17 protein-coding genes are annotated in these 22062 nt (G+C 44.8%); 2 read left to right on the top strand and 15 right to left on the bottom strand.

The genetic code is table 11. The annotated features are described in order from the left end of the window. Positions 1-13: 13 nt before the first annotated feature. The 9 genes from ACUTVW_RS23075 to ACUTVW_RS23035 form a co-directional block, all read right to left on the bottom strand. Positions 14-412 (bottom strand): Asp23/Gls24 family envelope stress response protein, encoded by a 399-nt coding sequence (locus ACUTVW_RS23075; RefSeq protein WP_445647909.1) that lies wholly within the window; start codon positions 410-412, stop codon positions 14-16. Positions 413-938: 526 nt separating this feature from the next. Beyond that, positions 939-2903, bottom strand: a complete 1965-nt coding sequence (locus ACUTVW_RS23070; RefSeq protein WP_445647908.1) for an FtsX-like permease family protein — start codon at positions 2901-2903, stop codon at positions 939-941. Further along, positions 2878-3648: an ABC transporter ATP-binding protein gene (locus tag ACUTVW_RS23065; protein WP_445647907.1), complete on the bottom strand. Its 771-nt coding sequence runs from the start codon at positions 3646-3648 to the stop codon at positions 2878-2880. The genes ACUTVW_RS23070 and ACUTVW_RS23065 overlap by 26 nt, the downstream gene beginning before the upstream one ends. 276 nt (positions 3649-3924) lie before the next feature. After that, complete coding sequence (locus tag ACUTVW_RS23060) at positions 3925-4908, bottom strand: sensor histidine kinase (RefSeq protein WP_445647906.1); 984 nt, start codon at positions 4906-4908, stop codon at positions 3925-3927. Then, entirely contained in the window at positions 4905-5609 is a 705-nt protein-coding gene (locus ACUTVW_RS23055) for a response regulator (protein ID WP_445647905.1), read from the bottom strand. Before ACUTVW_RS23055 ends, ACUTVW_RS23060 begins: the two co-directional genes overlap by 4 nt. 74 nt (positions 5610-5683) lie before the next feature. After that, on the bottom strand, positions 5684-7048 hold the full coding sequence (nagZ, locus tag ACUTVW_RS23050) for a beta-N-acetylhexosaminidase (RefSeq protein ID WP_445647904.1): 1365 nt from the start codon (positions 7046-7048) through the stop codon (positions 5684-5686). Between the two features lie 499 nt (positions 7049-7547). Next, positions 7548-8651 (bottom strand): NADH:flavin oxidoreductase, encoded by a 1104-nt coding sequence (locus ACUTVW_RS23045; RefSeq protein WP_445647903.1) that lies wholly within the window; start codon positions 8649-8651, stop codon positions 7548-7550. A gap of 324 nt (positions 8652-8975) precedes the next feature. Next, the gene (locus tag ACUTVW_RS23040) at positions 8976-10289 is read right to left on the bottom strand and encodes a hypothetical protein (RefSeq protein WP_445647902.1); all 1314 of its coding nucleotides are present in this window, start codon (positions 10287-10289) and stop codon (positions 8976-8978) included. Positions 10290-10461: 172 nt separating this feature from the next. Further along, positions 10462-11511, bottom strand: coding sequence for a 2,3-butanediol dehydrogenase (locus ACUTVW_RS23035; RefSeq protein ID WP_445647901.1), 1050 nt, complete (start codon positions 11509-11511; stop codon positions 10462-10464). Between the two features lie 373 nt (positions 11512-11884). Here ACUTVW_RS23035 and ACUTVW_RS23030 point away from each other — a divergent pair, with 373 nt between their 5' ends. Next, positions 11885-12910, top strand: a complete 1026-nt coding sequence (locus ACUTVW_RS23030; RefSeq protein ID WP_445647900.1) for a LacI family DNA-binding transcriptional regulator — start codon at positions 11885-11887, stop codon at positions 12908-12910. Positions 12911-13155: 245 nt separating this feature from the next. Here ACUTVW_RS23030 and ACUTVW_RS23025 read toward each other — a convergent pair whose 3' ends face one another. The 3 genes from ACUTVW_RS23025 to ACUTVW_RS23015 all read right to left on the bottom strand — a co-directional run bounded on the left by ACUTVW_RS23025 (position 13156) and on the right by ACUTVW_RS23015 (position 14850). Beyond that, positions 13156-13422, bottom strand: a complete 267-nt coding sequence (locus ACUTVW_RS23025) for a hypothetical protein (RefSeq protein WP_445647899.1) — start codon at positions 13420-13422, stop codon at positions 13156-13158. 94 nt (positions 13423-13516) lie between these two features. Further along, positions 13517-13981 (bottom strand): SRPBCC family protein, encoded by a 465-nt coding sequence (locus tag ACUTVW_RS23020; protein ID WP_445647898.1) that lies wholly within the window; start codon positions 13979-13981, stop codon positions 13517-13519. 287 nt (positions 13982-14268) lie between these two features. Next, on the bottom strand, positions 14269-14850 hold the full coding sequence (locus tag ACUTVW_RS23015) for a TetR/AcrR family transcriptional regulator (protein WP_445647897.1): 582 nt from the start codon (positions 14848-14850) through the stop codon (positions 14269-14271). Between the two features lie 281 nt (positions 14851-15131). Between ACUTVW_RS23015 and ACUTVW_RS23010 the strand changes: the two genes are divergently transcribed. Beyond that, positions 15132-16358, top strand: coding sequence for an MFS transporter (locus ACUTVW_RS23010; protein ID WP_445647896.1), 1227 nt, complete (start codon positions 15132-15134; stop codon positions 16356-16358). Positions 16359-16446: 88 nt separating this feature from the next. Here the strand turns inward: ACUTVW_RS23010 and ACUTVW_RS23005 are convergent, their stop codons facing one another. The 3 genes from ACUTVW_RS23005 to ACUTVW_RS22995 form a co-directional block, all read right to left on the bottom strand. Further along, on the bottom strand, positions 16447-17550 hold the full coding sequence (locus ACUTVW_RS23005) for an HD-GYP domain-containing protein (RefSeq protein ID WP_445647895.1): 1104 nt from the start codon (positions 17548-17550) through the stop codon (positions 16447-16449). Between the two features lie 300 nt (positions 17551-17850). After that, on the bottom strand, positions 17851-19686 hold the full coding sequence (locus tag ACUTVW_RS23000) for a UbiD family decarboxylase (RefSeq protein WP_445647894.1): 1836 nt from the start codon (positions 19684-19686) through the stop codon (positions 17851-17853). A 318-nt stretch (positions 19687-20004) separates the two neighbouring features. Further along, positions 20005-22008, bottom strand: coding sequence for an S-layer homology domain-containing protein (locus tag ACUTVW_RS22995; protein WP_445647893.1), 2004 nt, complete (start codon positions 22006-22008; stop codon positions 20005-20007). Between the last annotated feature and the right edge of the window lie 54 nt (positions 22009-22062).

Here is a 22062-nt window from a genome sequence, read left to right as displayed (position 1 = left end):
CATTAAATTATGCCTATCCGTTTTCAGGCATGGCAATGCCAATAACTTGCACTTTAACTTCTTTTACGATTACGCCTGCCATCTGTTCCACCGCTTGCTGAACATTATGCTGCAGATCCTGGCAAACCTCATGCATCTTGCGCCCATACTGTACATTAATGCGCAATTGAATCGATGCTTCATCATTTTGAATATGAACGTCTATTCCTTTTTGCAGACTTTTGCCGCTAATACTTTTGGCAAGGCCTTCCGTCAGCCCGACTGACATGGACGACACACCCGGTGTGGTTTGTGCAGCCATGCCTACAATTTTGGATACGACATCATTGGAAATATGGATGGTTCCTAACTGAACCGCTGGAGGTGCAATATATTCCGCTGCCGGTACATTGTTTTCAATCATTTCAGACATAAGTTCCTCTCCTTATGATCTTTATTTTTGATGTTCTAAGTATGGGTGTTATCCCTTCTATTCTACCATGGTTTGCGAACAGTTACATTTCTGCTATCTGAGCAGGTCAGCAAAAGCGGTCAGGCATTCTGCCACTTCTCTTGGAAGAACATCTGATAGATTGGAACCAGCAATATTTTCACAATCATATACACTGTGATAATAATTAGATATTAACCGAAATTAAGGCCCGTGCAATACTGAATCGGAGAATGATTTGATTTACCTAAAAAAGAAAAGCCCTGGCCTCCCGGCCAAGGCTGATAAAAAGGAGTGAAATGGGTTTGGTGCACTGCTAATTTACACAACAACGGAGAGGACAGAAAAGACCTGAAGAAGCGAAGCGCTCGCCTTGATCACCGGATTTTCCCCTTTGGAAAAGGGAATCTAAAAAAAATCTGGGGATAACAGCGATCGTAAGGTTATTCTGTCATCGGAGTTCCATGTGTAAATTCCCCAAAGCACCTTATAAAGGGGGAGCTTGTTTTTACACCAGTTTCGAATACATATGACGAAGATAACGCCAGCGCACCAGTGCAAAGAATACGACCTGCATCGAGACAAACACCATGAAGATGCGAAGGCTATGTTCCAGAACAGAAAACTGAACCAGCTGATAGAGAGCTGCAAATGCCACCGTGCTGTGAATTAAAGCCACTAGAAGTGGTAGGAAAAACATCAGCATCAGTTGCCTTGTTACAGTTTTGCGAAGCTCTGGGCGACTAAGACCCATTTTACCAATCATGCGATATTGTGCTTCATCCCGCTCCAGGTCTGCATACAATCTGAAATACGTAAAGCTCGCTGCAAAGGTGAAAAACACAATCCCGATCAGACCACTTAAGATGAGAATAATACCGTTCGTTTGTTTCGAATTCAGCCAATCCACGACAAGAGAACTGAACTGAACATACCCCTTCTCCGGGCGGTCTTTCTGGATCGAATCCAGCAATTCCGGAGCAAAGCTGCGCGTTGCCATCCAGTCTTTTACCACAAAAAATGTGGTCTGATCGGAGTAAAAATCAATATCCATTTTAATCTCTGCAATGTATGTTTCCCGAATCTTGGAATACAGGTCATCCGAAACAATGTAGATGCCCGCCTCACCCTCCATCGGAAATACGATATCGGTTGCCGGTGGCAACATCTGCATTTGTAAATGCTGCTGTTCTCCAACATACAAGTCAGCGGAGTATGGGTAACTGTCCGCTTTCGTTTCTAACAGTTTATTGCGTGCAGTAATATTGGGTGCTGTACTAAACGCAAGATCATTGCGATCCAGTACCCGTTCTTCATAACCAAGTGCTTTGGCTAGACGGTTATATTCGCTCAGTTTTATGATGTAGTTGTTATTGTTCTCATAAAGTGGCTGATAACTGCCTTTCACATATGGAACTTCGCGATTAACCAAGGTCTCTTCAATTTTTCGGATCTGACGATCAACGACCGCTGAATCGGTAAATCCTGAATTCGTATAAGTAAAAGCATATGGATTCGTCATGGAAGACAGCCTTGGATCACCTATCGTCAGCATGCTGCCAATGCCTGTAAACGCCGAAGCAGAGATAACACTGACCATAAAAAACATCACGGCGTTATCTTTCATACGATACGTAAGCTCGGACAGGAAGAGCAGATTGGTTTTACGTAAAAATAGTCCTTCATTCTTCTTCAGTGCCCGAATGACATACACGCTAAGCTGCGTAAACAATAGATACGTGCCTGCAATGACACTGAGCACACTTCCAAACAGTAACGGGAACAGAAGCACCCCCCACGCAAAGATAAATACGCCAGTATATCCTCCGCCAATCAATACAACCGAAAGCAGCGCAAGCATACGTGATGCCTTTGGTTCAGGCTTTGGTTTTTCCTCCGACTTCACCAGATCAATCAGCGTTCCCTTCCGGATCAACAATGAAGAGGATAGAGCAATACCCACAAAGAGTAACAAAAACGCTCCGGCTGTTAACAGAATTCCTTCGAGTGGAAAATAAAATCTCAGACTGTTCTCCACCGCAAGCATCGAACCACAAATAAGCAAAACTAATTTACCAAAGATCAGTCCAAGTCCAATACCGGCCACAATAGAAGCTATGCCGATACACATATTTTCCATAAACAGAAGCCGGTTCATCTGTTTGTTCGTCATACCGATGATCAGGAAGATACCGAATTCCTTCTTCCGGGTCTTCAGAAATGATCCGACCGAATACAGCAGAAACAGGAAGGAAAATATGAAAATAATAATTTCGGCAATCATCAGACCCTGGTTAGCAAGCACCGTAACCGTCTGTGAAGAACCTTTCAAACCATCTTTTAAATCCGGGTGAAACAGCAACAAGGCATAGATAAAAAAGATCATAACCGAGAACGTACTACTTAGAAAATGAGCTAAATAAATCCGTTTGTTTCGAACTACGTTATTAATGGCGAACTGGCGAAAATTCATGTCCAGAGCCTCCCATCAGGGATAATACGTTAATAATCTTCTGGTAGAAAGCTGCACGGTTATCACCGTAATGAATTTCGTTATATAACTGACCATCCTTAATGAAGACCACTCGGCTACAATAGCTGGCTGCCACAGCATCATGGGTGACCAGTAACATCGTCGCCTGATCCTCTCGATTGCGCTGTTCGAGAATTTCCATCACATCCTTGGCTGCCTTGGAATCGAGATTACCTGTCGGCTCATCTGCCAGTATCAGTTTGGGAGAATGGATTAAGGCTCTGGCTATAGCTGTCCGCTGCGCCTGCCCGCCCGAAATTTCATACGTACGCTTATCCAAAATACCTTCGATGCCAAGTTTGCTTGCCAGATCCGCTACTCGTGCATTCATCTCCTGAACGGAAACACCGTCTAGGGTTAACGGGAGAATGATATTTTCCTTCACCGTTAGCGTATTTAGCAGATTGAACGATTGAAAGACAAAGCCCAATTCTCTCCTCCGGAATAAAGCCAGCTTATCCGAATCCAGTTCAAACGGATTCTGACCTGCGATTTGCAATTCCCCTGACGTGGGATGATCAATCGTTGAAATCATGTTCAGCAGCGTTGTTTTGCCACTGCCGGATGGCCCCATGATACCTACAAATTCTCCCTCCTGAATACTAAGGTCAATGCCTGACAAGGCCTCATAGGACACAACACCTTTATAAATTTTGCTGATCTGTTTGACGGAGCATATCTCCATACGTACAACTCCTTTATCTCTTCATTTATGTTTTAACTTTTTATCCAGGCTAACTTCTGATATCAGTCTACCCCAAACCTCACTCATTCTCCTATGGCTTAACCTTTCACCAACATGACAATATTGTAAGGTTCCGTCACGTCACGTTACGTTCCAGTTCATAAATCGCAAAAAAGACGCCTTCCTCACAGCATGGCAAAGGGCGTCATTATAATTTGTGTTTAATTTATGTTTAGTTTTGTGATATCCCATCTTTAATTCGTGATTTGTTATCATTCAAACCGTAAATGTAATTCGCACGGTGGTTCCTTCCCCATACACCGACTCAAGGTCAATCTGATGATTCATGCGTGTTAGCACTTCTTTGGCAATGTACAGCCCCATGCCTGTAGATTCCTTGAAATGCCTTCCGTTCTCCCCGGTGAAAAAAGGTCTGAACACCCGGTTCAGGTCTGATTTGGGTATGCCGATCCCATGATCCTGAACTTCCAGTATAATTTGGCGCTCCGCTTCATAGGCGCGAAGATGCACTTTCTGTCCGCTGCCTGATGCATATTTGATGGCGTTGGATAACAGCTGCACCAGTACAAATCGAATCCACTTCGCATCAGATTGCACAACCAGTGAATCATCGATCTGCATTTCAGGATAGACATGATTCTGAATGAAAAATCGTTTTAATTCATGAATCGCTTCTTCTCCTACCCCTCTGAGCCCAACCGGTTCGACAATGAAATCCTGTTCGAAGGTATCCAGCCGAGCTACATAGAGCACAGTTTCCAGTCCCCGACGCATCTGATCCGCTTCCTCACGGATGCTGCGAAAACGAGCATCATCGTCTTCCTGCTCTTCCACCGTCAGCTCAATGACTGATAACGGTGTCTTCATCTGATGGACCCATTGGTTCATAAACGTCAGATATTCCTGTTGCTTTTGTTCCAGCCGGCTCAGGTGTGTGTGATACTGCGCATATTGCGAATCCAGCAGCTTCTCCAGTGCGACTGAGATCGGTGCCGTTTCATGAAGAGCGACCAATTCATTCAGAGAATTCACGGGTTGTGTCATACGGGTGTAAAAGGCACGATGTGACATGTAACGATACACCAGGTACCCGGCATACAGGAACAAACCTAGTCCCACAGCGTATAGAGCCGTCTTCCAATGATCGTATCCATCGTACCAGAATACGGCCACCACGGTCAGCATCATCGCTACCACCCAGCACGTCAGAGCAAGATGCTCACGGATAAACAGCTTCATAACGCTGATGTCGCTTTCCAGTTATTAATCAGCCTGTAGCCAGATCCCCTGACCGTTTCCAGCGCATCTGTAATGCCCAGTTCAGCAAGGCGTTTGCGTACGCGTGTAATATTTACACTAAGCGTGTTATCATCTACAAACGAATCATCCCAGAGCTTTTCCAAAATCGTTTCCCGGCTGACCAGCTTTGGACTACGACGCATTAACGTTTCCAATAAAATCGTTTCCTTCTTGGTGAGCTGCACTTTCAGATCGCCGAGTTCAATCTCCAGCCTTTCCAAATAAACCACGAGTCCGTTCAGCTCCACTTTGCGTTCTTCATCACGGGCAGCATAATCCCCGTACACCCTGCGGAGCTGGCTGCGTATTTTGGCCATAACAATTTCGTGTTCAAACGGTTTGGTGATATAATCATCGGCTCCATTCTCCAGTGCCATCACCTGATCCATTTTGCCACTTCTCGCAGAAATAAACAAAATCGGACAAGTCGATATTGTTCGAATCTGTCTGCACCAGTAGAATCCGTCGTAGCTCGGCAAGTTGATATCCAGTAATACAACATGGGGTTGTAACCGCTTGAACTGTTCCGTCACCTGCTCAAAGTCCTCAACCAATACAGCTCGGTCACCATAACGCTCAATATGTGATTTCAGCAGTCCCGCAATCTTGGGATCATCTTCGATAATCATAAGGGTATACATAAAAAGCCTCTCCTCTAACCTGTTATGATGGCATACTTCCCTCTATACATAGCCAAATCATAACACAGGATAGATCAGCGGGCATCGACCTGCTTGCGCCAGCTCCGAATATCTGCATTTAGCTGTTTCACATCCCCTGTGGCCTGTTGCTTGTCCGATAACTTGTAATGCTGCTTCAATGCCAGAATACGATACACACTCTCATCAATACGGGATTCCTTGATTATGCCTGATTTCACTGCACTAATTAATGTATCAAAAATCGTTTTTGCACTCTCATAACTATGAGCCACCAGCAAAATGTCACTTCCTGCCTGAACGGTAGCGACAGTAGCTTCGCGTAACGGATAGTTCTTCGAGATGGCTCCCATACTCAAATCATCTGTGATCACCACACCGTCATACTTGAACTTTCCGCGCAGATGATCCCCAATGATTACTTTCGACAGGGATGCCGGATAATTCGGGTCCAGCTTGGGAAACAAAATATGGGCAACCATAACTGCCTCGGCCTGTTCTTTCACAGCAGCCTGAAACGGGATCCACTCCAGCTCTGCAAGCTGTTTCTCCGATTTGTTCACCACAGGCAAGTCCAGATGAGAATCGACGGAAGTATCCCCATGACCAGGAAAATGTTTGACCACCGGAATAACTCCTTCACTACGCAGCCCTTTCATCCCGGCGATCCCCATTCGTGTAACAAGGTCAGCAGTAGTGCCGAAGGATCGATCCCCAATGACCGGATTTTTCGGATTACTGTTAATATCCAGTACAGGTGCAAAATCAACATTAAAACCGGCAAGTTTGATCTGCCTTGCCAGCAATACGCCCATCTGCTGGGCAAGGTTGGTATCATTCGTTTTGCCTACTTTTCGATTGGAAGGAATGGACTCGACCGCGTCTGGCATCCGGCTCACCTTGCCACCCTCTTGGTCGACACTCATCAGGATGGGAACCGGGTTTTGCTGATTCGCCTGTTTGATCGATTGCACAAAATTGGCCGTTCCCTGAAGCGTTGTCACATTGTTGGCATAAAAAATAATGCCACCGACTTTCTGGCCCGCAATCATCTGTTTTGCTTCTTTATCTAACGTTGTTCCCTGCACACCAGCCAGGATCATCTGGCCTACTTTCTCTTCGAGCGTTAGTTGTTGAAGTTGTTCTTTTACCGCGTCAGTCTCTTCTTGCGGTTTATCCTGAGGAACTTCTTGTGGCTCTTCTTGTACCTCATCTTGTGAGGAACCCCCATTATTGCTGGAAGGCATATTGTTATTATCCGGACGTGTTGCTGCCCCACCACTATTGCCTGTGGCGGTAGAGGGCTTTGGCTCCTGTCCACATGCCACTAATAACAAGATGCTCACCGCAAGCAGAGACAACATATGTAAGAATTTTAATCGCACGTTTGAGTCCATTTTTCTATTTCTGTTTCTGTTCAAGGTTGTTCACCCTCCTTATGTCTTGTTCGTTATGGGAATGTTGAGGTTTGTTTAGGCCTAACCTTACCATATGGTGAAGGATTTTCAAAATCGCTCTGAAATGCGAATTTTTTCTTTCTTTTTGTATCGAGATATGGCAGTAATGGCCTTTTAAACTAAGGGCGAGTGTGAACGAAACGAATTCGCTGATGGTGACTGCGGAGTGTCGTTCTTTAATTATTGTGAATTTTTCATATGTTGAAACATTCTCTTTAAATGGTTTTTGAATACCAAACTGTTTTGTTTTGAACTATTTTACAAGATGGGTATTTTAAAGTGTTTAGTTCAAGTGATTATTTCAAAAAATAAAACCGCCTTGCGGCGGCTTCAAGTTTGATTATTGTATTTCTTTTTCTTTTTTTTTTTCTTTTTCTTTGTTTCTTTCTTATTGTTCTTCTTTCTTATGGATGTTCATAGACTTCACACATTAACTATTATGAATTTTTCATATAATGAAATTTTAATATAAATTGGATAACACTTCACTTGTAAAAGGAATAATATCGGAATTACGGCCCTCCTGCACTTTGAGCGGCCATTCTGGATCACTCAGGAGCACACGTCCCAGAGCGATCAGATCGAATTCCCCTCGCTCCATCTTTTCGTTCAGCAAGTCGAGATGTGCGTCACCTGTTTCTTGTTTTTTACTTCCACGCTCAACAAACTCTGCCTCTAAACCTACCGAGCCCACCGAAATCGCAGGTTTGCCCGTTATTTTTTGGGTCCAGCCAGCAAGGTTGAGATCAGAGCCTTCAAATTCCGGCAGCCAGAAGCGACGTGTGGAACAATGAAATAGATCTACACCGGCTGCACTGAGCGGTTCCAGAAACTGTTTCAACTCCTCTGGCGATTCGACCAGCCTCGCCTCATAACTGCCCATTTTCCACTGTGAGAATCGAAGAATAATCGGAAAGTCAGGTCCCACGGCAGCACGACAAGCTTCAATCACTTCTACCGCAAACTGTGTTCTACTTACCAGATCTCCGCCGTACTTATCTGATCTGCGATTCGTCTGCGCCCAGAAAAATTGGTCGATCAAATATCCATGCGCTCCGTGTAACTCTATACCATCAAATCCGATTCGTTTCGCATCAGCCGCCGCCTGGGCATATGCTTGGACAAGCTCTTGAATCTCTTTTTCAGTTAACGGTTCGTAAGCGGCTTCACCAGCCATACTGATCCCGGAAGGACTTACTGGCTGAGCATCTGCATTAGGCAAATCTCCAGAACGCCGTGCGGTACCGACATGCCAGAGCTGAGGCATAATTTTTCCACCCGCATCATGGACAGCCTTGACTACATTCGCCCAACCTTGCAACGCTTCCTCACCATAAAAAAGTGGAATACGCTCTCCACTTACCGAGGAAGGATGGTTGATGCCAGTTCCTTCTGTGATGATAAGTCCTACGCCGCCAGCTGCTCTGCGACGGTAATATTCAGCCACATCGGGCCCCGGCACCCCATTCTGCGAGAATCCACGTGTCATGGGTGCCATAACAATTCGGTTCCGCAAGGTAAGCTTGTCGGACGTGAACGGTTCAAACAAAGATGAAGGTACGTTCATGTTTTAGTCTCCTTTGCAATGGGAAGTATACGTTTCGCACTTACCTTGAGATGTGACATGCTTTCGTAAAACAAGCAGTGGTCATACGCCTGTGGACTGTCATGAATAGTTCTCTTTATCCATTTTATAGATTATTATTTTTATTTTCAAACAAATTTCTCACATGAAGTTTAGGCCAAAAAAAAGAACAGCCTTGTAAGTCCCGCTGTCCAGTGCCCTTAGGTGCATCAGAGTGTCTTGCACAAATGAACATCATCAGCACCTTTCCCGGTCACCAACAATGTGGATGCAGCATAGTATATAATCCATAATCTTCCTTCTTCTTTAATTTGAATTTACAGGAATATCATCTCGGTTCACTCGCAACAGCTTCCCGGAAGAAGCAGACATGACATCCGGATCTGTCCCCAAGCCAAAATAAAAATCACCATCGTACTCTTCAAATGACTTGGCATAGGTATCCTGGGTAAATCGCAAAATTTCACTCCAGGTTGTCAAATCACTTGATTGATAGACCCTGCTCAAGTAGAGATTAGTCTGTTTCCGGGTATACGTTAGCACATACACCTTATCATTACGCACGAGCAGATCTGTAGGCAGCGCATTGGAATCAGGCAGATTGACACGTCTCACCTGGTTGATATCTGTCATCACATTTAATGATTTGGGCAACAACTGACCGTCATTAAACACACCGCCGGCAATATACACCAGCTTGTTGTTAAAATTAATATTTTTTCCGATTTTGTTATACGGAATCGTTCCTGTTTGATAGGTTAATCCAGGTAGCATTTTACTGCCATAGATCGCCACATCTCTCTTTTCCAAACGCTCATTAATCTCCAGGATAGTCGTCTTGTCATTCCAGATTTTATTGGCAGGATACATCATCGCTGAGGCATATAATTTCCCTTTGATCTCGAACAGCGTATATGCTCTGAAGCCAAGCGAATTAATTGTAGCAAAATGCTGCCAGCTCTCCCCTTCATTATGCGAGATTAAAACCGTCGGTTTGGTTTCCGTGCCGAGTGCGGCGAACATTTTACCTTTATAATATGCGAGGTCATAGACATGCACACCTTTTGGCAAATTACGATATTTGGTCCATTCCTCTCCATCCAGGCGGTAAAAGTTACCCCAATCCCAGCTCTCACCATCGGAATCATTGCCGGGAATATACAGTTTACCATTTAAAACCTTATAGATATCGATCTGTTCTTCATCCACGAACATTTTCGTCGAAGGTGCAATGCTCGGATTACTGTTCGTCACAGCCTGTGTCTCAAAGTTGGCTCTCGCTGCATCATAATACACGACAGGTATTGGCCCCGCATTCTGTGATGGCCCCGTATTACTGCTGTTCCCATGACCCAAATAAATTTTACCGTTGTACAGCTGCATGTCCCAGACATTGTTGGCGTAAGGTGCTTTGTTAAAAGGTTTTCCGAGCAAGTCGAGTTGGTTTGTCACGTCAACCGACTGAATTGGGGCATTTGACACCTGAACACTCCCTCGTTCTGTTGCCGCGGGCCTGGTTGACGGGGTGCTCGGCTTGGGCTTGGAGTTCCCCATGAGCACCCAGCCTGCTCCGGCGACAAGAGCCAGCACGATCGCTGTCCATGTAACTTTCCTCTGCATGTCCGCTTCCTCCTTCAACTTGATCACTTTTCAATCATCCAGAAACGATACAAATTGTATCTTTTTATAGTATGTAAAAGGTGCTTACGCTGCAACAAATTTCGCCCTTTTCAACAAAAAAAAGTAGACTCTCATATCCGTAGAAATGAGGTCTACTATAGAAATTTAAGGACTATTCTGCCTTAACCAAAATTTTCACCTGATTTTTTTCTTTCAGAAGTGCTTCAAAGCCATGTTCTACAACCTCATCAAGTACAATACGTTTGGTCACCAGCTTATCGGCAGGGAAAAATCCTTTTTCCATCAAACGGATGACAGCCGGAAACACATCGCGATAACCGATGATCCCGTTCACCGTACGTTCTTTCATTACAATAGAGTTCGGCTGAATCGGGGCTTCTTGTTCAAAAATGCTCACAATCATAAGTTCGCCACCAATACGTGTTGAGTCAATGGCTTGTTGCAGCACACGCGGAACACCCGTTACTTCGTAGGCCACATTCACCCCACCTTGCGTTCGCCGGTGGATCTCCTCAACCACATGAACCTCGGTGGGGTCAATCACAATGGCACCCAGCTCTTCCGCTTTTGCCTTACGTTCAGGTGACAGCTCCACAACATAAATATCAGAAGCCCCGGATGCCTTGAGCGCTTCAATGACAAGCAGTCCAATCGGTCCTGCGCCGAATACAGCTGCGGTATCCCCAACGTTCAGCTTACTCTGACGTACAGCATGAAGAGCTACTGCAGATGGTTCAACCAGCGCGCCCTGCTCATAGGAGATTGAATCCGGAATCCCATGAACCATGTTCTCGGCTGCGGTAACATACTCGGAGAAACCGCCCCCACCTCCGGCCAGACCCAAAAATCCCATCTTGTCACACAGATTATAGCTGCCCTGTTTACAAGCTGCGCAATGACCACATGCATAGATCGGCTCTACGACCACACGATCACCCGCTTGAAAACGAGTCACGCCTTCCCCCACTTCAACAACTTGTCCAGAAAATTCATGCCCCATCACAACAGGTGCTTGTTCCCCTGTTAACGGATGTGGTTCTTGGGAAGGGATAAAAATTGGTCCCGCTGTGTATTCGTGCAGATCGCTGCCGCAGATTCCGCACCATTCCACTTTTATTTTCACTTTACCCTGTTCAGGTTGAGGTTCAGAAATATGCTCCAGGCGAAGATCTTTGACACCATGCCAACGCAATGCTTTCATTCCATTCATCTCCCAAAAGATTATTTCAGTACAATTCCGGAAACGTTTCCGTAAATTAAATATGTCACATTTGAGATACACTGTCAAACCTATCTCTTCATAAATATGTCGATTTCGTGTGTGAAGCCGTCGATTGATCTGCTTTTTTGTACGGAATTGAAGAATAAACTACAGCTTCCTTTCAAGATTTCGTTCATTATTGATCCTTAATTAGAAAAATAAACATAAAGATGCATAAAATTACATCTATTTTAGTTTATTGACGGGCTACTGTGATGCACTAATGATATAATCAAGTTATATGCAACTCATGTAAAACATACATAAACCGAAAATACGGAATCGTTTCCGATGAAGTGAGGTCAAATATAAAGTGAGTAAAGAACAGAAAATCACGATTAAAGATGTCGCTGAGCACGCCGGTGTAGGCATCGCAACCGTATCGCGAGCCATTAACAATTCGGATGGAATCAGCAGTGCAACGCGGGATAAAGTTATGCGTGCGATCGAGGAGCTCGGTTTTGTGCCAAATACCTCTGCACAGAGCCTCAAAATCCGGCAAACCCATCAGATTGCACTTGTCGTTCCTGACATCCGTAACGCCATCATTCCCGAGATCTCCTGGTCGGTGGAACAGACTGCCAAACAGCACGGATACCATGTTGTACAGATTAATACTGCAGGCAATGCCCGGACAGAGATTGAAACCATACGTAATGTTAAAAAGTTACACGTCGATGGCCTCATTTTCATGCCACTGGCCTATCCAAAAACGCTACCAGGACTGATCGACAAGGCTCCTCTTCCGATCTCGATCATTAATTACGGAAAAAAACTTGAGCCTGGCATTCAGGCAGATATTGTCTCCTTGTCACAACCTGAGGGAAAGCTCGTCATGGATCATCTGTTCAAGATCGGAAGAACCCGAATTGCTTACGCCGGTGCCCCCAAAGATATTATTGAAGAGCGCTACCGTGCTTATGAGCAAGCTATCGGTCAAGTGGATATTTCCCTTGTTTATTTTGGGGAAGACTTTTCACTAGGTACGGGGGCCAGTGCCGCGGATTATTTCTACGGGTTGACACATATGCCGGATGCAGTCTATGCAATCAATGATATGGTCGCGATTGGACTTGTGAACCGCTTTAAAGAATTGGGTGTACGGGTGCCTGAAGATGTTGCTGTAGTAGGCGTTGATAACAATCAATGGACGACGGTGTCTTCACCACAGATCAGTTCCGTTTCCATCATGGGTGAGGAGGTTGCTCGGCTCGCTACGGAGCTGCTGCTTAAACGAATTCGTGAGATGAGCACATCGGATTATGAGCATATCCAGTTTGAACCTCGCTTGATTGTTCGCGAGTCTAGTGTAACTATGATCCGATCTTCACCACACTAGGGAAGTCACATCACATACCATGATGACGAAGTCGCATTGTGCTTCATTAATACGCTGCCTCTGTTGATACGGGGGCACTTCAATGTTGCATTGGTACGAGGGCACTCTACTCCATAGTTCATCATTGCAAAAGGTACTGTCACAGGACTCTTTAATCCCATGCCGGCACCTTTTTTTTGCTTTTAACTTTTAACGATTCTATTCATTCGTCTTGTTGGATCTCATTCTGGGGTCCGCTCCATATTTTAGCCAAATAGAAATACAATGCCTTTAATCAGGAGAACCGTTAAGACTGCGATGACCATCACCTTGCTAATCGCTCGAAGTTTCTTCACAAACAAGTCCAATCGGGAATGGTTCACACTAAACAGAGACTCGCCAATCGCGATTAACGCAACCGTTCCAGCACAGATAAGGAAATATACAAAAATATGAAGCTTGCCCGTTGCCATCAGAAGAACACTAAGTAAAAAAAATACGACCAATTGGATTCGATAAAAAGTCAGCTGCATATAACGCCCCCCCTTACAAATACATACGTTTCAAGCAAAGGTTGGGTTGTCATAAATTCCTTTTTAGCCTTCTGGCAAAAGCTCTTCGCTTATTTCAGGTTTCACCTTGCTCTAGCAGAGCTTTCAGTTTACCATTACGGCTTTCAAGGAAAGTCTGCATATATCTTTGTAGAACAAGCCTTTCTACCGCCCATCCGAGAAATCCCATTGGAGCTTCGAAACGCAGTGTATCTCTCATGCAAGTCCCATGTTCTCCACATACGCTGAAATGATGCTCATGTCGCATGCTCTTGAATGCACCTCTCTCCATCTGATCGACAAACAAGAAAGGTCGCTCATAAGCCGTAATGCGTGACATCAACCTTTGTCTTATTCCAAAATGCGTGGCCTCAAAAGTAACCGTATCGCCAGATCCAATTCGGCCACTGGTTACTCCAGCAACGGCTCGTTCTCGCGTATGTTTCCACACCGTCTGGGTATGGAGATCAATATCACGGGCCATATCAAAGCAACGCTCAATCGGAGCATGTATGATGGTTACTGTAGTTACCTCAATCATCAGCTTCTCTCCGTCCTATTGGAAATTTCGTTGATATTTCGTGAAGTCTAACGATCTCAGATGAGCTTATTTAAGCCAAATCGGGCTTGCTGGAATTGTAACGATCACCAGGAACCTTATTCTGCTGAAATTCATGATTTACACTCATTTCTTACACCAAATTCTCAAAATAAGCTTTCCTGAGATCGTTAGAAAATAAAAACGTGTGATTTCACCCAGATAGCGTCTCTGGAGATCGTTAGAAAAACAAATACTTCCCGGAGCGGTTAATCCCCTCATCGAAAGTGCTATTGCAACACAGCTAGCGATGCCTGGATACTTTGCTCAATAAACGAACGTTCCGGTCCAGACTTCATTAGCACCGTTATTCCAATCATAGAAACAAGCAGAGATTGTGCCACAAGTCCAGCATGTATATCTCCTGTTAATTCTCCACTTTGTTGGCCCTTTTCGAGTGCCTCTCTGAAAATGACTGCTAAATACATCTGATGCTCTCGTGATAACACGGCAAATTTCGGGTCATGAGGAGCCAGTTCAACCATCGTGTTAATACAGAAACACCCGTGACTGGCATGACCTGTGCCCCCCTCTGTTGCAATATGCTCAAAAACAGCGCGAAAAGCTTCTTTAACGGACTCTCCCTGACCAAGCATTGCTCTAATCTGTGCAGCATGAGCGGTCGTATATCTACGAAGCACATGTTCAAATAACTCCCTTTTATCTCCAAAAGCCGCATACAAGCTAGGTCGCTGAATCCCCATTGCTGTCGTTAAATCCGTTAGTGATGTCGCCTCGAACCCTTTAACCCAGAATACATGCATGGCCGCATCAAGCGCCTGGTCTGTATTGAACTCTCGCTTCCTAACCATAACACCGCCCCTTTATTTATCGAACAGTACAATAATATTTTAACTCAACCGATTAAAAAGTCAAAATAAGTGTAACGCATATCACTCTTCTTTTCTCCGGACGAAGACCTTTTCAAAGCTGAATTTTCTAATCTCTCAAATCCTATTCCCTGACAAACCTTAGATCCATTTTTAAAGCAGCAATCCCCATTGACTTTCATGCCAAAAAAATATATCTTTAACTCCGACAATAATGTACTGATCAGTACAAATTAATTCTAATATGAAAGGATACGAAATAAATGCAGAGTTCTTTACAAAATTCAAAAGTACGCACTTCAACAAACCAGAGCATGACCAGTGCACTGGCGTGGGTGTTTGCGATTTGCAGCGGTCTATCCGTAGCGAACATCTATTATGCACAGCCTTTGCTGGATTCCATCGCTCTCGAGTTTGATCTATCTCATGCAACCATAGGCTTAGTGATTACAGTGACTCAGATTTGTTATGCACTTGGTCTGTTACTACTTGTTCCACTTGGAGACCTCGTCAACCGCCGAAAACTGATCTTAATTCAGATGTTATTTTCGGCAGTAGCATTAATCGTTGTAGGTACTTCTACTACCCAACCGATTCTGTTCTTCGCTATTGCGATGGTTGGCTTATTAGCTGTTATCACACAGACCTTCGTTGCTTATGCAGCTTATTTGTCCGCCGAATCCGAACGAGGCAGCATCGTAGGCCGGGTAACCAGCGGTATCGTCATTGGCATCTTACTTGCACGAACGGTGGCCGGTGTAATGAACGACTGGCTTGGTTGGAGGTCTGTATATTTATTATCTGCCAGTCTCACATTGATAAGTGTATTTGTTTTGATTCGTATGCTTCCTCAACAATCATTCACAAAAACAAAACTGAACTATCTCCAATTGATTGGCTCCACCCTGCGACTATATGGAGAGTTACGTGTGCTTCGAATTCGCGGAATCCTTGCCATGTTGATTTTTATGGCGTTCAGCATTCTGTGGACAGCCGTAGTATTACCACTCAGTGCGCCCCCAATATCGTTATCTCACTCTCTAATTGGCGCCTTTGGTTTTGCAGGCATTGCCGGAGCACTCGCTGCTGCCAAAGCGGGTAAACAAGCTGATCGGGGTTTTGGACAGAAGACAACCGTCATTTCTCTTCTTCTTCTAGTGTTATCCTGGATTCCGATTGCATTGTTACATACTTCTTTATGGTTTCTGGTTGTAGGTGTAATTCTCCTTGATCTTGCTGTGCAGGCTATACATGTGACCAACCAGAGCTTGATCTATCACGTCCGTCCGGAAGCGCAAAGCCGATTAACTGCGTCATATATGGTCTTCTATTCCATTGGCAGTGCCGTTGGTTCTATTGCTTCTACACAGGTATATGCTTGGTTCGGCTGGGAGGGAGTATGCTGGTTAGGGGCAGGTGTCAGTGCCACAGCTTTGCTAGTATGGGCCGTAGATCGTCTGTCTGATCGGTTGGATGCATCCCAGGCGTGAAGGTTAACTCTTGGCAAATTTCCTACTAAAAAACGAGCTTCTCGTCCAAGGACAAGAGGCTCGTTTCAACTGTCTACTTTTTCGTAACTCAAATCAGTAATTCATGAATGGAAAGTGTGCGCTCCTTCGACAGATCGCGGTATTCTTCCGACTCCACTTTAATCAGCGGTTTGAAAATATCGGACGTATTGTTCATGACAATAACACCTTTTTCACCATTGCTTAGAAGCACTTGTTTTCCGATAAAGTTAGGCAGCAGATGCTGCATTAACGCCTGAACTGGCTTCTCACTTAATTTACCAAATCCCATGCCATAGATATCTCTAAGATTGTTGATAAGGTTCGGATTGCTGGCTCCATGATTACCGGATCGCATGCCAATGTATATGTCAGCTACAGATACAATTTGAGTATATGGATGAATTTCACCTTTTCCAAGCTGCATTGGATACCCCGAGCCATCTTCCCGTTCATGATGCTGTAATGCTACCAGAGCGGTTGCCTCATCTGTCATCGAGTTTTTAATGATCTCATGTCCGTAGATAGTATGACGCTGCAGTTCGAGCTGTTCTTGCGCGGTCAAAGGCTCTGTTTTGTTCCGAATCCGGAGTGAAACTTTACATTTACCGATATCGTGCAGGTAACCCCCGCGGCTAATCTTGTAACATTCTTCCTGAGAATACCCCAACCAGCTCGCGATATAGAAGGATAACAGACCTACCTGAATCGAATGGGTGTAGTTGTTAACGTCATCCCGTTCCAGCATCATCAGAAGATGTACAACATCCTTTTGCTCATCAAGTCCATCCACCATGGGCTGCAAAGCATCATCCACCATTGTAGCATTAAACTTGCCTACAGTAAGTGCTTCCAGAAATGCATTTTGATAATTATGTACAGTCTGAAGGAATTGAGACTTCATTTCTTCTTCAGGAGGTTGTTCAATACTGCTAGTACTGTTAGTGCTACTCGACTCCGATGCACGCTTCATTGAGGCTGCAAAAAATTCTGCTTCGGTAATGCCTTCATCACGCAATTCAATATCTACGTAATCTACCCGATGCTGCATAAGCAAGGTAATATCCTCGCTTCGAATAACAGTCCCCTTTCCGAGAATGTGCAGTCCTGCATCACTAAACGTATCCGCTGTCAGACGGTCCCCTTCATGCAGGTTCATAATATGGATTCTCAATCGGAACTCCCCCTGAACAAATGTTTATAGTTAACAGCACCCGGACAATCGGGGCCAAGACATACCTATACTTCTTATATCGTTTACATCTCACATTTTTTACATAGTCCAAATGACCTTAATCGTATAGACAAAAATGAACATCTAAGACTTTATCCTCATAGAAAAGACGCAAGTCCTCCTGGTTTCCATTCAAAAAGGAAGTCCTGACATACGTCTGGACCCCCTCACTCTTCATGAATATCTTCTTTCGATACACCCTAATATATTCAGATAAATTTCTTTTTCTCAAAATTTTAACTAGATCTTAATGGATTCCAGACTTGCGCCCTTTACGAAAAAACGTTCAATGGCCTTCTCCACAGACGCATCAGGAATCAACGGCGGGGCCTGATGCGGCTTCACCCGTGCATCGATAATAATCTGATCACAGCCCCAGTGCTTGTGAGTATAACTGCTGTTCACTCCGTACATGTCATGCGACGGGTTGCTGCGCGTAAATGTAGCCCACAAGAAGTTGCTGAGATTTGCACTCAGGAAGGAGCTATCGTCACACACGATAATCATCGGACAAGCTTCAAGCCCTCCGCGCTGTTGTAGAACATCCGTAAAGTCTTTCATCTCACTTGCCGTATCTGCATAACTAGTGAAAGGAGCTGTCTGAATGGAAACCATACCCGGCAAAATCAGTTGCGGATTTTCGTAACCACGAATATTCTTCAATGATTCCGGAACTTCCTTGCACAGTTCACGAATCTTGTCACCATATGCTGCCATGACCACTTTACTGCCACTGTTCAGCCCCGTACCAGAGTAGTCGAGTGTATCAATGGTGGTATGAGTATAAAAATGAATATCTCGTTGCAGATCCATACGCTCCAGAATATAGGTCAGAAATTCAACTTCTTGATGTGTATCCAGTGGCTGCTGATCCTCGGCTGTAATGAACAGGTATTTCGCCAAGCTGAGCTGTCCTGTACCCAAAATTCGGTTGGCAATGGTCAATAGCTCGGTTGGTTGCTTCACAGCTGTGTAAGGTGTATAACGCTCACTGCCTATAGCGAACAACAACGGATGTACCCCGGCAGCATCCACGGCGTGCACTTCTTTTACGCCCGGGATCTCCTGTTTGATAGCATCTCCCGTGATTTCATGAATTAGATCACCAAAAGCGGTGTCCTCTTGCGGCGGTCGTCCTACCACTGTAAACGGCCAGATGGCGTTAGGTTTGGCATACACTTTATGCACACGCATGAGCGGGAATTCGTGAGTCAGACTGTAATAACCCAAATGATCGCCGAACGGACCTTCCGGCTTGGTCTCGCCAGGATAGATCTCACCTGTAATAACAAAGTCCGCGTCATTGCTGATGCAGTACCCATCCTTGTAGCTGTATCTGAAACGACGTCCAGCAAGCAGGCCGGCAAAGGTCATCTCACTTAATCCTTCCGGCAGCGGCATCACTGCAGATAACGTATGTGCTGGAGGACCGCCAATGAAAATACTGACTTTTAACGGTTCTCCTTTTTTCACAGCCTTGGCCTGATGGATTCCAATTCCGCGATGAATCTGGTAGTGCAAACCAATCTCCTTATTCATCTCATAGTCGTTACCACTAAGCTGTACACGATACATACCCAGATTGGAATTCATAATGCCCGGTTTATCCGGATCTTCCGAATACACTTGCGGCAAGGTTACAAACGCACCACCATCCATTGGCCAGTGTTTGATCAGTGGCAGATCGGAAATCTGAATCTCCTGTGCCGTCACAGGTAAGCTGATGGATTTTTGCTTAGGTAATGCCTGCCAGGCGGCAAGACCTGTGTGAATATGCTTTAGCGGGGTCTTGAGCGCTTTCATCGGATCGTCTCGAACGTCCATAACCCGCTGTACACCTTCCAGTGTTTCACGGAACATGAACTTGCTGCGTTCAACGGTGCCGAATAGATTCGATACGGCTTTGAACCTGGAACCTTTTACATTTTCAAATAACAGCGCCGGGCCCTTGGCCTCATGCACCTTCATGTGAATTGCAGCCATTTCCAGATTCGGATCAACCTCTTCCTTAACCCTGATCAGATGACCATGCTGCTCCAGATCGTGAATACAATCTTCCATATTGCGGTATTTCATCGGATGGCTCCATTCTGTGTATAATAAAATCGCTAGATTATGTTCAACTATTCACATAGACGCACGACAAGGCTCACAGTAAAGGAACTTAAATGTGCCCGTATACTTTTCTATTAAAACGTTTGCTGAGGCGTCCCTTCTATTTTATCAAATGATCTGCCGCTAAACAAAGCTTTCGTTAAAATTAGGATTAAACAGAAGTCATTTGTTGTTAGAAATCAAAAACACCTGTCGTTCATTCAACGATAACGTTAAACGAACGACAGGTGTTCCATGTTGCTAGGATTACCTTTTAATGAACAATCATTTGAAAATAAATTAGATTAATCCGGCTTTCGCCAGCAAACGTTTCACAATGGCTGCCGTCTGTGCACGGCTAATGTCTGCGTCAGTCATCAGTTTTCCGTCAGTACCTTGTACCAGACCTTGCTTGATCCCTGATGCTACCGCCTCTGCAGCCCATGCTTTCACTGTGCCGCCATCACGGTATGAACCGAGCAGATTTGCTGTTTCAGATGCATCCGCTTTGGCCAAGTCTACCAGTTTCATGGCACGTGAAACGATTGTCATCGCTTCGGCGCGAGATATTTCGCTGTTTGGACGGAAGCTGTTATCTGTGTAACCCGAGATCAGTCCGTACGAAACTGCGGTTTGAACTTCATCTTCATACCAGCTGTTCGAATTCACATCTGTAAATGTCGTGGTTACTGTACTTTCAGGTGAATGCAGACCCAGACCTCTGAGCAAAACAGCGGTGAACTCTGCACGGGTGATGCTGCGATCCGGTGCAAATGTGTTATCTCCTGCACCTTCTACCACCAGACGGGAAGCCAGATCCTCAACATCCGTGCGGCTCCAGTGGCTGGAAATGTCAGTGAACGTTGCCGGGTGATAGATCAACGCATACGTGCTGTTTGTCAAACTGTTGATAACCGCAGCATCATTCGTTGTGCCTTTGATCACTTTGGTTGGCACATGAAGCATTGTACCATCCGCTTGAAGCACAACGCCCGTTGTAATTTTGGAGCCATCTGTGTCTTTAGGCAATGCAATCGTGCGCTCTACATACGAATTAAAACGATTTACATCTACTTGTTTTCCTTGGTAAACGGCTTTGACCTCGAAATCTACTGGAGCGGCAATCACGGTAGTATTGTTCATTTTGCTTGCTGCCGCCTCAATCGCTGCTTTTTTCGTGTCGTTGCTTGGTGTAATCGCAATTTGGAACTTAACATCTTCCAAAGCTGCTGAGCCGCCAAGCTGTCTTACGACCTGATCTACCTTAATTTGACTGGCTGGAAGGGTATACGTTCCTGTATCCGTTTGGATAACAACCTGTGCATTACTGCCTTCCATCGTTTTTACCAGTTTACCGTTCAATTCACCAACGACCGCGTTTGTACCTGTGCCTGTAACCGGAAGCAAGATTGTACGAAGTCCGTTCCCCACTTGATTAATCACTTTATTGTTATCCACTTGAATCGTTGTTGTCACCTTGTTATCGATCGTGGAAGTAGCGGCCGTTGCCGACTGCTCTTGCTTTTGACCGTTTACATAAATGTCTACACCTTTCGTCGCTGCCGGAGTGGAAGGTGCAGGAGATGGCGCTGGGGAGGATCCTCCACCACCCGATGAACCCGTTGAAGGCGAACTGGAGTTGCCACCTGAACTAGCTCCTGTAATCGTGATTGTTCCGCCTGACAATAGACCAGGCATTCCAAATTCCGAATTTTCAAAATGCCAATGTTCTGAATCATTCTGACTTACTTTAAGCTGTTTTTGTCCTAAAGTTGCATTGGCTTTAGCTTTGAATTTGATTGTGAATAAGGTCTGTTCTCCATCAATCAGTTGCTGCATCCCTGAAAGATCTGTCCAGATAATTCGTACCCAACCTTCGTCGTTTTTAACGTACGATTGGAAGCCTGCTAAACTATTTTCTTGGGTAGATGTTGATGTGTTTGTGTTTGTGTTTGTGTTTGTGTTTGTGTTTGTGTTTGTGTTTGTGTTTGTGTTTGTGTTTGTGTTTGTGTTTGTGTTTGTGTTGATCACACTAGGTGTAATCCCTACGATCTCCAAAGCAGTATTGTCATAGTCAATCTGCATGTTATAAGCCTTAATTGGCAAATCACTCTCTTTCAACACAACTGGCACATCAACCGTTTGCCCCGCCTGTACACTTTCATTGGCGAATTGGATCTGTGGTGGATGGGCAGGTTCAGCCCCTACTACACCGGGTAAGACAAGCGAAGATAATAATGTCAACATAATCAGACCTGACATTGTTTTTCTCAATCTTGGACGTTTCTTTTTCGGTTGAAACATGTAATAACCTCCATGTACATTTTTACGTTATTTGAAAATCATTTTGGTTGTAAA

The organism is Paenibacillus sp. TSA_86.1 (assembly GCF_052691815.1).
Note: the sequence above shows the minus strand (reverse complement) of the source record. Positions and strands in the feature narration are given on the sequence as shown.

Excerpts from the sequence above, each read along its gene's own strand:
- ACUTVW_RS23075 (WP_445647909.1), bottom strand. The coding sequence starts at position 412 with ATGTCTGAAATGATTGAAAACAATGTACCGGCAGCGGAATATATTGCA.
- ACUTVW_RS23070 (WP_445647908.1), bottom strand. The coding sequence starts at position 2,903 with ATGAATTTTCGCCAGTTCGCCATTAATAACGTAGTTCGAAACAAACGG.
- ACUTVW_RS23065 (WP_445647907.1), bottom strand. The coding sequence starts at position 3,648 with ATGGAGATATGCTCCGTCAAACAGATCAGCAAAATTTATAAAGGTGTT.
- ACUTVW_RS23060 (WP_445647906.1), bottom strand. The coding sequence starts at position 4,908 with ATGAAGCTGTTTATCCGTGAGCATCTTGCTCTGACGTGCTGGGTGGTA.
- ACUTVW_RS23055 (WP_445647905.1), bottom strand. The coding sequence starts at position 5,609 with ATGTATACCCTTATGATTATCGAAGATGATCCCAAGATTGCGGGACTG.
- ACUTVW_RS23045 (WP_445647903.1), bottom strand. The coding sequence starts at position 8,651 with ATGAACGTACCTTCATCTTTGTTTGAACCGTTCACGTCCGACAAGCTT.
- ACUTVW_RS23040 (WP_445647902.1), bottom strand. The coding sequence starts at position 10,289 with ATGCAGAGGAAAGTTACATGGACAGCGATCGTGCTGGCTCTTGTCGCC.
- ACUTVW_RS23035 (WP_445647901.1), bottom strand. The coding sequence starts at position 11,511 with ATGAAAGCATTGCGTTGGCATGGTGTCAAAGATCTTCGCCTGGAGCAT.
- ACUTVW_RS23025 (WP_445647899.1), bottom strand. The coding sequence starts at position 13,422 with ATGCAGCTGACTTTTTATCGAATCCAATTGGTCGTATTTTTTTTACTT.
- ACUTVW_RS23020 (WP_445647898.1), bottom strand. The coding sequence starts at position 13,981 with ATGATTGAGGTAACTACAGTAACCATCATACATGCTCCGATTGAGCGT.
- ACUTVW_RS23015 (WP_445647897.1), bottom strand. The coding sequence starts at position 14,850 with ATGGTTAGGAAGCGAGAGTTCAATACAGACCAGGCGCTTGATGCGGCC.
- ACUTVW_RS23010 (WP_445647896.1), top strand. The coding sequence starts at position 15,132 with ATGCAGAGTTCTTTACAAAATTCAAAAGTACGCACTTCAACAAACCAG.
- ACUTVW_RS23000 (WP_445647894.1), bottom strand. The coding sequence starts at position 19,686 with ATGAAATACCGCAATATGGAAGATTGTATTCACGATCTGGAGCAGCAT.
- ACUTVW_RS22995 (WP_445647893.1), bottom strand. The coding sequence starts at position 22,008 with ATGTTTCAACCGAAAAAGAAACGTCCAAGATTGAGAAAAACAATGTCA.